This window comes from Rhodobacterales bacterium HKCCA1288, assembly GCA_015693905.1.
Classification (GTDB): Bacteria; Pseudomonadota; Alphaproteobacteria; order Rhodobacterales; family Rhodobacteraceae; genus M30B80.
On the sequence record CP065161.1, the window covers coordinates 1,391,547 to 1,406,374 of the forward strand.

Annotated in this window: 15 protein-coding genes; 11 read left to right on the plus strand and 4 right to left on the minus strand. The window is 55.3% G+C overall.

Annotated features, from left to right (window positions below; translation table 11 throughout):
• Nucleotide 1 precedes the first annotated feature (1 nt).
• From I3V23_06825 to mdh, 4 genes are all read right to left on the minus strand, one after another.
• Nucleotides 2-2,962 carry a 2-oxoglutarate dehydrogenase E1 component gene (locus tag I3V23_06825; GenBank protein QPI84341.1) on the minus strand — a complete coding sequence of 987 codons (2,961 nt, stop codon included), beginning with the start codon at nt 2,960-2,962 and terminating at the stop codon, nt 2-4.
• A gap of 62 nt (nt 2,963-3,024) precedes the next feature.
• Entirely contained in the window at nt 3,025-3,906 is an 882-nt protein-coding gene (sucD, locus tag I3V23_06830; protein QPI84342.1) for a succinate--CoA ligase subunit alpha, read from the minus strand.
• Between the two features lie 4 nt (nt 3,907-3,910).
• Nucleotides 3,911-5,104 (minus strand): ADP-forming succinate--CoA ligase subunit beta, encoded by a 1,194-nt coding sequence (gene sucC, locus I3V23_06835; GenBank protein ID QPI84343.1) that lies wholly within the window; start codon nt 5,102-5,104, stop codon nt 3,911-3,913.
• 277 nt (nt 5,105-5,381) lie between these two features.
• A complete protein-coding gene (gene mdh, locus I3V23_06840; GenBank protein QPI84344.1) occupies nt 5,382-6,344 on the minus strand; it encodes a malate dehydrogenase in 963 nt (320 codons plus the stop codon).
• A 182-nt stretch (nt 6,345-6,526) separates the two neighbouring features.
• Here mdh and I3V23_06845 point away from each other — a divergent pair, with 182 nt between their 5' ends.
• The 11 genes from I3V23_06845 (at nt 6,527) to I3V23_06895 (ending at nt 14,822) form a co-directional block, all read left to right on the plus strand.
• A complete protein-coding gene (locus I3V23_06845) occupies nt 6,527-7,279 on the plus strand; it encodes a sulfite exporter TauE/SafE family protein (GenBank protein ID QPI84345.1) in 753 nt (250 codons plus the stop codon).
• Nucleotides 7,280-7,396: 117 nt separating this feature from the next.
• Nucleotides 7,397-8,275 (plus strand): CoA ester lyase, encoded by an 879-nt coding sequence (locus tag I3V23_06850; protein QPI84346.1) that lies wholly within the window; start codon nt 7,397-7,399, stop codon nt 8,273-8,275.
• Nucleotides 8,275-8,829 carry a hypothetical protein gene (locus I3V23_06855; protein ID QPI84347.1) on the plus strand — a complete coding sequence of 185 codons (555 nt, stop codon included), beginning with the start codon at nt 8,275-8,277 and terminating at the stop codon, nt 8,827-8,829. The genes I3V23_06850 and I3V23_06855 overlap by 1 nt, the downstream gene beginning before the upstream one ends.
• Nucleotides 8,822-9,037: a DUF1737 domain-containing protein gene (locus I3V23_06860; protein QPI84348.1), complete on the plus strand. Its 216-nt coding sequence runs from the start codon at nt 8,822-8,824 to the stop codon at nt 9,035-9,037. Before I3V23_06855 ends, I3V23_06860 begins: the two co-directional genes overlap by 8 nt.
• A gap of 20 nt (nt 9,038-9,057) precedes the next feature.
• A complete protein-coding gene (locus I3V23_06865) occupies nt 9,058-10,089 on the plus strand; it encodes a MaoC family dehydratase (protein QPI84349.1) in 1,032 nt (343 codons plus the stop codon).
• Nucleotides 10,090-10,282: 193 nt separating this feature from the next.
• Nucleotides 10,283-10,666 (plus strand): succinate dehydrogenase, cytochrome b556 subunit, encoded by a 384-nt coding sequence (sdhC, locus tag I3V23_06870; protein ID QPI84350.1) that lies wholly within the window; start codon nt 10,283-10,285, stop codon nt 10,664-10,666.
• 19 nt (nt 10,667-10,685) lie between these two features.
• A complete protein-coding gene (gene sdhD / locus I3V23_06875) occupies nt 10,686-11,057 on the plus strand; it encodes a succinate dehydrogenase, hydrophobic membrane anchor protein (GenBank protein ID QPI84351.1) in 372 nt (123 codons plus the stop codon).
• Nucleotides 11,058-11,082: 25 nt separating this feature from the next.
• Nucleotides 11,083-12,891, plus strand: coding sequence for a succinate dehydrogenase flavoprotein subunit (locus I3V23_06880; GenBank protein ID QPI84352.1), 1,809 nt, complete (start codon nt 11,083-11,085; stop codon nt 12,889-12,891).
• Between the two features lie 26 nt (nt 12,892-12,917).
• The gene (locus I3V23_06885) at nt 12,918-13,733 is read left to right on the plus strand and encodes a sulfotransferase domain-containing protein (GenBank protein QPI84353.1); all 816 of its coding nucleotides are present in this window, start codon (nt 12,918-12,920) and stop codon (nt 13,731-13,733) included.
• Nucleotides 13,730-14,029 (plus strand): hypothetical protein, encoded by a 300-nt coding sequence (locus I3V23_06890; protein QPI84354.1) that lies wholly within the window; start codon nt 13,730-13,732, stop codon nt 14,027-14,029. Before I3V23_06885 ends, I3V23_06890 begins: the two co-directional genes overlap by 4 nt.
• A 13-nt stretch (nt 14,030-14,042) precedes the next feature.
• Nucleotides 14,043-14,822 carry a succinate dehydrogenase iron-sulfur subunit gene (locus tag I3V23_06895; protein ID QPI84355.1) on the plus strand — a complete coding sequence of 260 codons (780 nt, stop codon included), beginning with the start codon at nt 14,043-14,045 and terminating at the stop codon, nt 14,820-14,822.
• Nucleotides 14,823-14,828 lie beyond the last annotated feature (6 nt).

Consider the following 14,828-nt stretch of genomic DNA (forward strand, 5'->3'; position numbering starts at 1 on the left):
TTTACCCTTCGATCGTCAGCGCTTCGTTGATGAGCGCGGTTTGCTGTGCTTTATGTTGTGAGGCTAGGCCAGTCGCAGGCGAAGCCGAAGCGGCGCGGCCTGCATAAGTGGCGCGACTATGGGTTGCCCCAATCCGTGTCAGAACCCATTCAAGATTTGGCTCAACGAATGTCCAAGCCCCTTGGTTTTTCGGCTCTTCCTGACACCAGACAATCTCTGCGGTCTTAAAGCGCTCCAATTCCTTCATCAGCGACATCGCAGGGAATGGGTAGAACTGCTCAAGACGCAGGAGATAGACATCATCCAGACCACGCGCATCGCGCTCTTCAAGCAGGTCATAATAAACCTTGCCTGAACTGATCACGACACGGCGGATTTTATCGTCTGATTTCAGCTTGAGATCTGAATTGCCATATTGGGCATCATCCCACAGCACGCGGTGGAAGGAAGACCCTGTTGTGAACTCCTCCGCCCGTGAGACGGCCTTTTTATGCCGCAAAAGGGATTTCGGCGTCATCAGAACCAATGGCTTACGGAAGCTGCGATGGATCTGGCGGCGCAAGATATGGAAATAATTGGCGGGTGTGGTGCAATTGGCCACAATCCAGTTGTCTTGACCGCACATTTGCAAGAACCGCTCAAGACGCGCGGAGGAATGTTCGGGGCCTTGACCCTCAAACCCGTGCGGCAACAGCATCACCAATCCAGACATCCGCAACCATTTGCTTTCGCCCGATGAGATGAATTGGTCAAACATGATTTGCGCGCCATTGGCGAAATCGCCAAATTGCGCTTCCCACATGACCAAGGCATTCGGTTCCGCAAGGCTGTAGCCATATTCAAAGCCCAGCACCGCATATTCGGACAGCATCGAGTCAATGACCTCGTAGCGCGCTTGGCCCTCACGAATGTTATTGAGAGGATAATAGCGTTCCTCGCTCTCCTGATGGATCAGGCCCGAATGGCGCTGGCTGAATGTGCCACGGGTGCTGTCTTGGCCTGCAAGGCGAACTGGATATCCTTCGGTCAGCAAGCTGCCAAAGGCCAAAGCCTCGGCAGTGGCCCAATCAAACCCTTGGCCCGTGTCGAACATCTCTTGTTTCGTTTCCAAAAGACGCGCCACGGTCTTATGCAACACGAAGTTCTGGGGCGCGGTCACCAAGGCCTTGCCGATCTCTTTCATCGTCTTGGGCTTAATTGCCGTCTCACCGCGCTGGTAATCTTCGCCCTCACGATTGAGATGGCTCCAACGGCCATCAAGCCAATCCGCTTTGTTGGGCTTATATTCCTTACCTGCCTCAAACTCGTCATTCAGACGGGCTTGGAAGGCCGCCTTCATATCTTCGATTTCACCTTCGGGGATCAGCCCGTCCTGCACCAAACGCTCGGTATAGAGTTGCAAGGTCGTTTTGTGCTTCTTGATGCGGTTATACATCATCGGGTTGGTGAACATCGGCTCATCGCCTTCGTTGTGACCAAAGCGGCGATAGCAGAAGATATCAATCACAACATCTTTGCCGAATTTCTGGCGGAATTCCGTAGCAACTTTTGCAGCATGAACAACGGCTTCGGGATCGTCCCCGTTGACATGGAAAATCGGCGCCTCAACCATCAAAGCAATATCTGTTGGATAGGGCGAAGAGCGGCTGAAATGGGGCGCAGTGGTGAAGCCGATTTGGTTATTCACCACGATATGGATTGTGCCACCTGTGCGGTGGCCGCGCAGGCCCGAAAGCCCCAAGCCTTCTGCAACCACACCCTGCCCCGCAAAGGCCGCATCACCATGCAAAAGGATACCCAAAACTTGGTGACGTTCTGTGTCGCCCAACTGATCTTGCTTGGCGCGCACTTTGCCCAAAACAACGGGGTTAACCGCCTCAAGGTGGCTTGGGTTCGCGGTCAAGGAAAGGTGGACAGTGTTATCATCAAAAGTGCGATCCGAAGACGCGCCCAAGTGATATTTCACATCCCCTGATCCATCGACATCTTCGGGCTTAAAGCTGCCGCCTTGGAATTCGTTGAAAATCGCGCGGTAAGGTTTGCCCATCACATTGGCCAAAACGCTGAGGCGCCCGCGGTGGGGCATGCCAATCACGATTTCTTTCACGCCAAGCGCGCCACCGCGTTTGATGATTTGCTCCATCGCGGGGATCAACGCCTCGCCACCATCAAGGCCGAAACGCTTTGTGCCCATGTATTTCACATGGAGGAATTTCTCAAAACCTTCGGCCTCGACCAATTTGTTCAAGATGGCCTTACGGCCCTCGCGGGTGAAGGCGATCTCTTTGCCATAACCCTCAATCCGCTCTTTGAGCCAACTGGACTGCTCGGGATCGGAGATGTGCATATATTGCAGCGCGAATGTGCCACAATAGGTGCGCTTCACGATCTCCATGATCTGGCGCATTGAGGCCATTTGCAGGCCCAAAACATTGTCGATGAAAATCGGACGATCCATATCCGCATCGGTGAAACCATAGCTGCGCGGATCAAGTTCTGGGTGGGGGGTCTGGTCACGCATGCCAAGCGGGTCGATATCGGCAATCAAATGACCACGGATACGATAGGCGCGGATGATCATCAGCGCGCGGATACTGTCCAAAACCGCGCGCTGCACCTGTGCATCGGTCAACTCGATGCCTGCATCTGCCGCCTTTTCGCGGATTTTCTTTTCTGCGCCTTTGACTTCGACCGCTGCGGCAGGCCACTCGCCCGTGAGCGCATGGGTCAAATCATCGGCAGGCTGCAACGGCCAGTCACCACGCGCCCAAGAGGGGCCTGCGGCCTCGGCCTTTGCGTCAGCTGGTGCATCGCCAAGCGAAGCAAAAAACGCCCGCCAACTTTCTTCGACCGAATTTGGGTCTTGCGCATAACGCGCATAAAGCTGTTCGAGATATTCGGCATTATGCCCCTGCATAAAGCTTGAGGCGTGGAAGATATCATTCGGGCTTTGTTCAGTCATGACCGCACCTGAGAAATGGAATAGCCCCGCACGATCAAAATGAGCGCGCGAGGCAACTGTGTTTAACCGATTGCTTTGAGAACCGCTTCACCAAGGGTTGCGGGGCTGTCTGCCACCACGATCCCTGCGGATTTCATCGCTTCGATCTTATCTTCTGCGCCACCTTTGCCGCCGGCAACAATTGCGCCAGCATGACCCATACGGCGGCCTGGAGGGGCCGTGCGCCCTGCAATAAAGCCCGCCACAGGCTTCTTGCGGCCACGCTTGGCTTCGTCTTTGAGGAATTGCGCCGCTTCTTCTTCCGCGGAACCACCGATTTCACCGATCATGATAATCGACTGGGTTTCATCGTCCGCTAAGAACCATTCCAACACATCCAAATGTTCGGTGCCTTTGATGGGGTCACCCCCGATGCCGACACAAGTGGACTGACCCAGACCCACATCTGTGGTTTGCTTCACCGCCTCATAGGTCAAGGTGCCAGAGCGCGACACTACACCAACCGACCCACGGCGGTGGATATGACCGGGCATGATGCCGATTTTGCAGGCGTCAGGTGTAATCACACCGGGGCAGTTTGGCCCGATCAACTTGGAGGATGAATTCTCCAAAGCACGCTTGACCTTCATCATATCCAGCACAGGGATGCCTTCGGTGATGCAGATGATCAATTCCATCTCGGCATCAATCGCCTCAAGGATGGAGTCAGCTGCAAAGGGCGGTGGCACATAGATCACCGATGCGTTTGCTTCGGTCTTGGCTTTCGCCTCATGCACGCTGTCAAAAACGGGCAGGTTAAGATGGGTCTGACCGCCTTTACCAGGCGTCACGCCACCAACCATTTTTGTGCCGTAAGCAATCGCCTGTTCAGAGTGGAATGTGCCTTGGCTTCCCGTGAAACCCTGACAAATGACTTTTGTATTTTCATCGACAAGAACAGCCATAAGCTCAGCCTTTCACCGCTTTAACGATTTTCTGGGCCGCGTCCGACAGATTGTCAGCCGCGATCACATTGAGGCCAGAAGTGTTGATGATCTCCTTGCCCTTCTCCACGTTTGTGCCTTCAAGGCGCACGACCAGTGGCACCTGCAGACCCACCTCTTTCACTGCGGCCACAACGCCTTCGGCGATGATGTCGCAGCGCATAATGCCGCCAAAGATATTGACAAGAATACCTTTCACGTTCGGGTCAGAGGTGATGATTTTGAACGCCTCGGTCACCTTTTCCTTGGTTGCACCGCCGCCCACATCAAGGAAGTTCGCGGGCTCAGCGCCATAGAGCTTGATGATATCCATCGTGGCCATTGCAAGACCCGCGCCGTTGACCATACAGCCAATCTCGCCATCAAGCGCGATGTAGTTCAGGTCAAATTTGGACGCGGCCAATTCTTTGGCGTCTTCTTCGGTCTCATCACGCAGTGCAGCAATATCTGCATGGCGATAAATGGCGTTGCCATCAAAACCAACTTTCGCGTCTAGCACCTTGAGGCTGCCCTCATCCGTCACGATCAGCGGGTTGATTTCCAACATCTCCATATCCTTCTCAACGAAGGCCTTATAGAGGATGCCCATCAGGCTAACGCATTCTTTGACCTGCTTGCCTTCAAGGCCAAGCGCAAAGGCAATGCGGCGCCCGTGGAAGGCTTGGTATCCAGTGGCAGGATCAACAGCGAAAGACAGGATTTTCTCTGGTGTCTTTGCGGCCACATCTTCGATATCCATGCCGCCCTCAGTGGAGCAGACGAAGGAGACACGGCTCGATTGGCGATCCACCAAAAGGGCGAGGTAAAGCTCGCGCTCAATGCCCGACCCATCTTCGATATAGATGCGGTTCACAACTTTGCCGACTGGGCCAGTTTGATGGGTCACAAGGGTGCGGCCCAACATCTTTTTGGCTTCGGCTGCGGCCTCTTCGACCGACTTGGCAAGGCGTACGCCGCCTTTTTCGCCCGCATCGGATTCTTTGAACTTACCCTTGCCGCGACCGCCTGCGTGGATCTGCGCCTTGACCACCCAAAGTGGGCCATCCAATTCGCCCGCTGCGGTTTTGGCCTCTTCGGCTTTCAGAACAACGCGGCCATCACTGACCGGTGCGCCGTATTGGCGAAGCAAGGCTTTCGCCTGATATTCATGAATGTTCATGAAACTGTCCCGTGTGTTGCTGTCGTTTCACGGCGTGTAAGCACATCCCGCTGCATGAAATAAACGGCAATCTGCCCAACAGCTTAGTTTTAAGCGCAAAATTCGACATTTGTGATCACAGAAAAAATAAGCGTGATCACAAATGGGTTTCCAAGGCAGGGCCGCGGCCTACTCGCCTTAAGAGTGTATTAACTTTGCCGACTCACCATTCATCAAAACCAAAAAAGGCGGCGCAAAGCGCCGCCTTTTGGTTAAGTTTTGGAATTCTTCACTTGGATCAAGCGAGGCTCTCATCGATGCCTTTACAAGCATCCACAAGACCCTTCACGGCAGCGACAGAATTGTCGAACATCGCTTGCTCGTCTTTGGTCAGCTTGATCTCAACGATGCGCTCAACACCGCCTGCACCGATGACTGTGGGAACACCAACATACATGCCTTTCAGGCCAAACTGGCCATCACAATAGGCCGCACATGGCAAAACACGCTTCTGGTCTTTGAGGTAGGCTTCGGCCATCTCAATCGCGGATGTCGCAGGCGCATAGAATGCAGAGCCCGTTTTCAAAAGACCCACGATTTCAGCTCCACCATCACGGGTGCGCTGCACGATGGCATCCAAGCGATCCTTGGTTGTCCAACCCATTTCAATCAGGTCAGGCAAAGGAACACCTGCAACTGTTGAGTAGCGCACAGAAGGCACCATCGTGTCGCCATGGCCGCCCAAAACAAAAGCTGTCACGTCTTTCATGGACACGTCAAACTCTTCTGCCAAGAAATGGCGGAAGCGCGCGCTGTCCAAAACGCCTGCCATGCCGCAAACCTTTTCATGCGGTAGGCCAGAAAATTCGCGCAAGGCCCAAACCATTGCGTCCAATGGGTTGGTGATACAGATCACAAAGGCATTGGGCGCATGATCGCGAATGCCTTCGCCAACAGATTTCATGACTTTGAGGTTGATCCCCAAAAGATCATCGCGGCTCATGCCAGGCTTACGAGGAACACCTGCAGTCACAATGCACACATCAGCGCCCGCGATATCGGCGTAATCATTCGTGCCCTTGAGCTTGGCATCGAATTTTTCAGAAGGCCCAGATTCGGCAATATCAAGGGCTTTGCCCTGTGGGGTGCCCTCGGCGATATCAAAAAGGACAACGTCGCCCAATTCTTTTAGCGCCGCGAGATGGGCAAGCGTGCCGCCAATCTGTCCTGCGCCGATCAGTGCAATCTTAGGTCTGGCCATGAGAAATGTCTCCGGATCCGTGTTGAAACTGAAGCGACCCCTACATCCGCCCCTGCCTCGTTGCAAGTCTCTGCGCTGCGGCACAAAGCGCATGACGCACCATATGCGGCCCGAGCATCGGGGGTTTCCCTTCAATCAAAACACTGTATTTTGGTCATAATTCAGCGGACAAAGAGGGCAAAATGCTAGAGGGATGGCTATGGCTGCTGGCGGCATTTGCGGTCTTTGTCGCAGGCATGTCAAAGGGCGGATTTGGGTCTGGCATTGGGTTTGTTTCGTCAGCGATTCTCGCTGTCGTTCTCGAGCCAACCCACGCCTTGGCCCTTATGCTGCCCCTTCTGATCATCATGGATTTCTCAGCCCTCAAACCCTATTGGAAGCAATGGGATGGCCCCTCAACCCGGGTGCTTATGATTGGGTCTGTCTTTGGCTGTATCGCTGGGATCTTACTGTTCAAAATCATCTCAGCTGATGCGCTGCGCCTCATGATTGGGGCGATTGCATTGCTCTTTCCCCTATTTCAATTGGCGCGCGCGCGGGGGTGGATTTCCCCGCAACCGCGCGATTTCTCAAGTCGGGATGGCATCATCGCGGGCATCGCAGCAGGCTTCACAAGCTTTATTTCCCACGCAGGCGGGCCTGCGGTGGCGGTGTTTATGCTGTCGCAACGTAATGTGGGAAAGACATTATACCAAGCGACCACGGTTATTGTGTTTTGGGCAATCAACCTGATGAAATTCGCAAGCTACGCCTATCTTGGCCTCTTCTCATGGGACTTGATGGGCGATGTGGCGCTGCTTGCCCCTGTTGCCATTTTCGGGACGTGGGTGGGTGTTAAGGCCCATCACGCCATCCCAGAGCGGCTATTTTTTGGCATCACCTATGTCGCATTGGTGCTGACGGGCGTGAAGTTAATTTACGATGGGCTATTCTGACCAGCCAGACGCGCGCAATAAAATTTCTTATAGATGCGTCAAAACGTAACTTGCGGTCGCGCGCCCATCCTGCTTTTTATGCTGCAACGCAGAATCAATCAGCCCAAAGGGGGCCATATGTCCGATCCATACGCACGCAGCGCCCGCCCTTATCGCTCCGTTCTCTATATTCCTGCCTCTAAGGAACGTGCCTTGGAGAAGGCGCAGACGCTTCAAACCGATGCGATTATCTTTGATCTTGAGGATGCGGTCGCCCCTGACGAGAAAATAGCAGCGCGTGACATTCTTAAAAATCGCCTGCAACAGGGCGGCTATGGCAAGCGCGCACAAATCGTGCGGATCAACGGCAGCGACACAGTCTGGGGCAAGGATGATCTGGTGGCCCTTGCCGCGATTGGCCCTGAAGCGATCTTACTGCCAAAAGTGAACACCGCCGCGGATATTGAGGCGGTTGCGGCCCTACTCGACACAATACCCGCAGCGCGGGATACCCAGATTTGGGCGATGATGGAAACGCCACTGGGCATCTTGAATGCCGCCGCAATTGCCGCAGCCCCGCGCATGGCCGGCTTCATCATGGGCACGAATGATTTGGCCAAGGATCTAGGATCGCGCACCAGAGGCGCGATGCATTTCGCACTGCAATCCTGCCTCATGGCCGCACGCGCCCATGGGATTGTTTGTATTGATGGGGTTTATAACGCCTTCAAGGATGAAGATGGTCTTCATGCCGAATGCCTTGAGGGGCGCGATTGGGGCATGGATGGAAAAACCTTGATCCATCCCGCGCAGCTTGAGATTGCAAATAAGGTCTTTTCTCCGTCTGAGCCTGAAATTGACCTCGCCCGCCGACAGATAGACGCCTATGATGCCGCCATCGCGCGTGGCGAGGCGGTCGCGGTTGTAGATGGTAAGATCGTTGAAAACCTCCATGTCGAGACAGCCCGTGCCATGCTTGCAAAAGCAGAAGCAATTGCAGAATTGGAGCAAATTTAATGGGCTATCTCCTTCTCATCCTTGGGCTTGTCCTGTTCGCGGGCGGGCATTGGGTCAAACGGCTTGCACCTGATTTTCGTGCCAACTTGGGGGATCCAAAAGGTCGGCTGATCCTGACCCTTGCAATGCTTGCAGGTGTTGTGCTGATGATCATCGGCTATCGTGCAGCACCCGTGGTGCAAATTTGGTCACCCCCCGCCTTCTTCACTCATATCAACAATCTTTTGGTGCTGATCGCGTTTTGGTTGTTCGCGCTTTCGCACATGTCAGGCACCCTCTCGGCCCGCATCCGCCACAAACAACTGTCTGCGATTAAGGCTTGGGCCATTGCCCATCTCTTGGTGAATGGCGATTTGGCCTCAATCATTTTGTTTGGGGGAATGTTGGCTTGGGCGGTGGCCTCAGTCATCATCATCAACCGCCAAGGTCGCGATTGGGTGCGTCCCGCCAATCCAAGTATCGTCAAGGACGTCTTGGCCTTTGTCATCGGGATCATCGTGATGGGCATTGTGGGCTATATCCACACATTGCTGGGGTATTTCCCCTATGGCTGAGTCAAACGTAATTTATAGGCTTCTCACTGAAGAGGACACATCGGCCTTCTGCCACAAAGTGTCAGATGCGCTAGCGAAGGGATGGGTGCTCTATGGCAGCCCATCCTATGCCTTCGATCCAAGCACCAACAAAATGCGCTGCGCGCAGGCAGTGACGAAAACAATCGCAGATGCCTATCACCCCGATATGAAACTCGGTCAGCAATAAACACGCAAAGGAATGGCGGCATGAAAACCAATTCTGGCAATTTTTTCGAGGATTATCGCCTCGGCCAAGTGATTGAGCATGCCGTCCCGCGCACAGTTTCGGGTGGAGAGCGGGCTCTCTATCACGCGCTCTATCCTGCACGCCACGCGTTGCATTCCTCTGATGCTTTTGCCCAATCCTGCGGGCTGGCGCAAAGCCCATTGGATGACCTGATCACGTTCCACATCGTCTTTGGCAAAACTGTGCCCGATATTTCGCTCAATGCCGTTGCTAATTTGGGCTATGCTGAAGGGCAGTTTTTGCAGCCCGTTTACGCAGGTGACAGCCTGACCTCAAAAAGTCAGGTCATTGGCCTCAAGGAAAATTCCAATGGCAAATCTGGCGTGGTCTATGTGCGCACACAAGGCAGCAATCAAAATGGCCATGTGGTGCTTGATTATGTGCGTTGGGTCATGGTGCGCAAAAACAATCTTGATGCCGCCGCACCAGAAACCGTAATCCCAGATTTGGCAAAGGTCATTGCACCAGATGATTTGGCTATTCCCCAAGGCCTTACTTTCGCCAATTACCCGACCACTCTGGCAGGAGAGCCGCATCTTTGGGGGGATTATGAAATTGGCGAGGTGATCGACCATGTGGACGGCGTCACCATCGAGGAGGCCGAACATATGATGGCCACCCGCCTGTGGCAGAATACGGCCAAAGTGCATTTTGACGCGACCTTCCGTGATGACGGCCAGCGATTGATCTATGGGGGACATGTCATCTCCATGGCGCGGGCTTTGTCCTTTAATGGCTTGGCCAATGCGCAGATGATTGCAGGCATAAACGCGGGTGCCCATGCCAACCCATGCTTTGCAGGCACGACAATCCGCGCATGGTCTGAAGTGTTGGACAAAGCTGAGACTGCATCGCCAGATATCGGCGCGCTGCGCCTTCGCCTAGTTGCCACCAGCGCGGCAGGCACCGCAGGACAGCTGCGCGATGAGGCAGGCAAATATCTGCCCCATGTGTTGCTTGATCTGGATTACTGGACACTCATGCCACGCTGAGATTCCACAGAAATTTAGTGATCACAGGATTTCTCAATGTGATCACAAAGGGCCAACTGCGGCAATAAATCACCTAATTCTGCCCTTAATTCACCTGTTAGCGTTCACTCCCCCCGTGACAGGGGCGAAAATTCGGGTATGGATGGTCGTTGAACAGACGACCAGACCAAGACAACCTGAGAGGGTTCCCAGAATGGCAGACGTAAATCGGGGCAATCGCCCTTTGTCGCCGCATTTGCAGATTTATCGCAAACAGCTCAATTCCGCGACATCAATCCTAAACCGCATCACGGGTATCGCGATGCTTGGCTCGGCTTTGCTTATCGTTTGGTGGCTACTGGCCGCAGCGACAGGAAAGGCCTATTTCGATCTCGTAGACGGGCTGATGACATCGCTGCTTGGAGATGTCGTGATGACGCTTTCCGTATTGGGGCTGTGGTATCACACGCTTGGCGGGCTGCGTCACCTGATCTGGGACACTGGCCGCGGGCTAGAGCTTGAGGCAGCAGACCGCATGGGATGGGCGATGATTGTGGGCGCGGTGGTGCTGACCATTCTCACCCTCATCTTTGTCTAAGGCAGGAAAGGAATAGGTTATGAAATTCGCAACAGACCGCAAACGTGTGATCGGCCTTGGTTCTGCTCGCTCAGGCACAGAACATTTTTGGACAATGACCCTCACCTCGGTGGCGCTCATGGTTCTGACCCCGCTTTTCGTGTTCACCTTCGGGCCACTTTTAGGCCAGCCTTATGACGCGGTGATCGCAGCCCTCGGTCATCCGCTGCGCGCGCTGATTATCGCTCTGATGTTGATCGTGGGCCTGCACCATTTTCGCCTCGGCATCCAAGTGGTGGTTGAGGATTACACCGGCGGCTTGACCCGCAAAGGCCTTCTCATCGCCTTTTCGATCATCTCCTACGGGCTGATGGCGATCGGGCTTTTCGCGATTGCAAAACTCGCGTTCTGAACAGACAAACAGGAGCAGACGGAACATGACCGCTTCCTACGAAATTCATCACCACAGCTATGACGTTGTCGTTGTTGGCGCGGGCGGATCGGGCCTGCGTGCGACCTTAGGCATGGCAGAACAAGGTCTTAAGACCGCCTGTGTGACCAAGGTTTTCCCAACCCGTTCTCACACTGTTGCGGCACAAGGGGGCATCGCAGCCTCACTTGGCAATATGGGGCCTGATAGTTGGCAGTGGCATATGTATGACACAGTCAAAGGGTCGGACTGGCTTGGCGATACGGATGCGATGGAATACCTCGCCCGTGAAGCGCCCAAGGCGGTTTACGAGTTGGAACATTACGGCGTTCCATTCTCGCGCACCGAAGAAGGCAAGATTTATCAACGCCCCTTTGGCGGCCATACCACCGAATTCGGCGAAGGCCCGCCCGTGCAGCGCACCTGCGCCGCAGCAGACCGCACAGGTCACGCGATCTTGCACACGCTCTATGGCCAGTCGTTGAAGAATAACGCGAATTTCTACATCGAATATTTCGCGACTGATCTGATCATGTCAGAAGACGGCCAGTGCCAAGGCGTTCTGGCTTGGAAATTGGACGATGGCACGCTGCACGCGTTCAATGCCAAGATGGTCGTTCTGGCCACAGGTGGCTATGGCCGCGCCTATTTCAGCGCAACCTCAGCGCATACCTGCACAGGCGATGGCGGCGGCATGGTCGCGCGTCAGGGTCTGCCCCTACAGGATATGGAATTCGTGCAATTCCACCCCACAGGGATTTACGGCGCGGGCTGCCTGATCACGGAGGGCGCGCGCGGCGAAGGCGGCTATCTGACCAACTCCGAGGGTGAGCGTTTCATGGAGCGCTATGCCCCAACCTATAAGGATCTTGCGTCACGCGATGTGGTTTCACGCTGTATGACAATGGAAATCCGCGAAGGCCGTGGTGTTGGCAAAGAAAAGGATCATATCTTCCTGCACCTCAACCATCTGCCGCCTGAAACCCTGGCAGAGCGTCTGCCAGGTATCTCGGAAAGCGCACGGATTTTTGCTGGCGTGGACGTAACCCGCGAACCAATCCCTGTGCTGCCGACTGTGCATTACAATATGGGCGGCATCCCCACTAATTACTGGGGCGAGGTGCTTAACCCAACCAAGGACAATCCCGATGCGGTCGTGCCCGGCTTGATGGCCGTGGGTGAGGCAGGCTGCGCCTCGGTGCATGGGGCCAACCGCCTTGGGTCAAACTCGCTCATCGACCTTGTGGTCTTTGGCCGCGCTGCTGCAATCCGCGCGGGCAAGGTTGTCAATCCTGACACACCCAATCCCGCATTGAACCAAGCCAGCCTTGATGCAGCTTTGGCCCGCTTTGACGGGTTGCGCCATGCGAAGGGCACGGTCGCTACAGCCGAATTGCGCCTTGAGATGCAGAAAACCATGCAGGCCGATGCGGCCGTTTTCCGCACCGACAAGACCCTTGCGGAAGGGTGCGCGAAAATGGAGGCGGTTGCCGCCAAGATGGATGACCTATCAGTCACCGATCGCAGCCTCGTGTGGAACTCAGACCTGATGGAAACATTGGAACTGACCAACCTGATGCCAAACGCCTTGGCCACCATCGTCTCGGCCGAGGCGCGGAAAGAAAGCCGTGGCGCACATGCGCATGAGGATTATCCCGACCGCGATGACAAAACATGGCGCAAGCACAGCCTTGCGGTGGTTGAGGGTCAAAAAGTGGCTCTCGATTATCGCCCTGTTCATCTTGATCCGCTGACCACACATGAGGAAGGCGGAATTGACCTCAAGAAAATCGCGCCGAAAGCGCGGGTTTACTAAGGGAGAATGCGGTGGGACTGCAGGCCATGACCACCGATTTCCAGACGGGCGCAGACCATATGACTGCGCCCGCCGCCCCTGTGCGCCTGATTTGCATTGGCACCCACCACAAGACAGGCACGCTGTGGATGCGGTGGGTGTTTCGGGCGATGTGCTACAAGCTCGGCCTTCCTTTTGGTTTTGGAAAAACCGCCACGGCGGATGAGGGGCGTAATGTGATCGCGCATTGGTCCTCTGATTTCGCGCCCGAAACCCTGAGCCGCGGCGACATGCGGGGGCTGCACCTAATCCGCGACCCGCGCGATGTGCTGATCTCAGGCGCGCGCTATCACGCCCGCGTGCCCGATGCGCGCGAACCGCAATTGGCAAGCCCCGACCCTGCGCTTGGCGGGAAATCCTATCTCGCGCATATGCGCAGCTTGCCCGATCTGGCCGCACAATTGCGCTTTGAGATGGCAGGGCGGCACGCACGGACCATGGCGGAAATGACCGCATGGGATTACAACCGCGATACATTTGCCGAAATCCGATATGAGGATTTGATGGCAGATCAGGACGGCGCGCTTTTCGCGGATATTCTGCACTTCTTGGGTTTTGATGCGGAGGCCATTGACATTGGGCGCGCATGTTTTCTCGATCATTCCCTGTTCGGATCAATGACTCATCGTGACCGCATTGGCGAGACGTTGGATATCCATATCGACTCGGGCGCGCCCGCGCGGTGGCGCGATGAATTACCCCGCGCCATTGCCGAAGACTATGCCGAGACATTCGGCGCGGATTTGGTGGCGCTTGGCTATGAAACCCATCCCACCGATTGGGTGCAGGAGACACGACCATGATGCGCGCCCTGCCCCTTCTTGCGGCGGCGCTGATGGCCGCCTGCACGCCCCCCGCGCCGCCCACGATGGCGCAGGCCGAGGCGCAATGCCGCCAACGCGCAGACGCGGCAACACGACCCCAAACCCAAATCGCGGTTGGCGTTGGCACAGGCGGCACATCTGCGGGTGTGCAAATCGGCCTGTCCTCGGATTACCTCGCAGGGCGCGACCCAGAAGATGTCTATACGACCTGCGTAACCAGATTGACGGGCCAAGCGCCCGAAACACCCCTCTACCCCGAAACGGGCAGCCAGTGAGACGGAGACGACCATGGTAGAACTCGCACTTCCAAAGAATTCGCAGATCACAACGGGCAAAACTTGGCCCAAACCCGAGGGGGCCACGAACCTGCGCAAATTCCAGATTTACCGCTGGAACCCCGATGACGGGCAAAACCCCCGTGTCGACACCTATTGGGTGGATATGGACAGCTGCGGGCCGATGGTTTTGGACGCGCTAATCAAGATCAAAAACGAGATCGACCCGACACTTACCTTCCGCCGTTCCTGCCGCGAGGGGATTTGTGGGTCTTGCGCGATGAATATTGACGGGATCAACACATTGGCCTGCATCTATGGCATGGATGAGATCAAAGGCGATGTGAAAATCTATCCGCTGCCCCATATGCCCGTGGTCAAGGATTTGATCCCCGACCTGACCCATTTCTACGCGCAGCACGCCTCGATCATGCCATGGCTTGAGACGAAAACACAGCGCCCAGAAAAGGAATGGCGCCAATCCATCGAAGACCGCAAGAAATTGGACGGGCTTTATGAATGCGTGATGTGCGCCTCCTGCTCCACCTCCTGCCCCAGCTATTGGTGGAACGGCGACCGCTACCTTGGGCCAGCGGCGCTTCTGCACGCCTATCGGTGGATCATCGACAGCCGTGACGAGGCCACGGGCGAACGTCTGGACGAGTTGGAAGACCCGTTCAAACTTTATCGCTGCCACACGATCATGAACTGCACCAAAACCTGCCCCAAAGGCCTAAACCCCGCCAAGGCCATCGCCAATATCAAGAAGATGATGGTGGAACGGCAGTTGTGAGGGAAA

Bases quoted from the DNA above. Each gene is read 5' to 3' on its own strand.
- sucC (QPI84343.1), bottom strand. From the start codon at position 5,104: ATGAACATTCATGAATATCAGGCGAAAGCCTTGCTTCGCCAATACGGC.
- I3V23_06890 (QPI84354.1), top strand. From the start codon at position 13,730: ATGATGCGCGCCCTGCCCCTTCTTGCGGCGGCGCTGATGGCCGCCTGC.
- sucD (QPI84342.1), bottom strand. From the start codon at position 3,906: ATGGCTGTTCTTGTCGATGAAAATACAAAAGTCATTTGTCAGGGTTTC.
- I3V23_06825 (QPI84341.1), bottom strand. From the start codon at position 2,962: ATGACTGAACAAAGCCCGAATGATATCTTCCACGCCTCAAGCTTTATG.
- sdhC (QPI84350.1), top strand. From the start codon at position 10,283: ATGGCAGACGTAAATCGGGGCAATCGCCCTTTGTCGCCGCATTTGCAG.
- I3V23_06860 (QPI84348.1), top strand. From the start codon at position 8,822: ATGGCTGAGTCAAACGTAATTTATAGGCTTCTCACTGAAGAGGACACA.
- I3V23_06885 (QPI84353.1), top strand. From the start codon at position 12,918: ATGACCACCGATTTCCAGACGGGCGCAGACCATATGACTGCGCCCGCC.
- sdhD (QPI84351.1), top strand. From the start codon at position 10,686: ATGAAATTCGCAACAGACCGCAAACGTGTGATCGGCCTTGGTTCTGCT.
- I3V23_06865 (QPI84349.1), top strand. From the start codon at position 9,058: ATGAAAACCAATTCTGGCAATTTTTTCGAGGATTATCGCCTCGGCCAA.
- I3V23_06855 (QPI84347.1), top strand. From the start codon at position 8,275: ATGGGCTATCTCCTTCTCATCCTTGGGCTTGTCCTGTTCGCGGGCGGG.
- I3V23_06845 (QPI84345.1), top strand. From the start codon at position 6,527: ATGCTAGAGGGATGGCTATGGCTGCTGGCGGCATTTGCGGTCTTTGTC.
- I3V23_06880 (QPI84352.1), top strand. From the start codon at position 11,083: ATGACCGCTTCCTACGAAATTCATCACCACAGCTATGACGTTGTCGTT.
- mdh (QPI84344.1), bottom strand. From the start codon at position 6,344: ATGGCCAGACCTAAGATTGCACTGATCGGCGCAGGACAGATTGGCGGC.
- I3V23_06895 (QPI84355.1), top strand. From the start codon at position 14,043: ATGGTAGAACTCGCACTTCCAAAGAATTCGCAGATCACAACGGGCAAA.
- I3V23_06850 (QPI84346.1), top strand. From the start codon at position 7,397: ATGTCCGATCCATACGCACGCAGCGCCCGCCCTTATCGCTCCGTTCTC.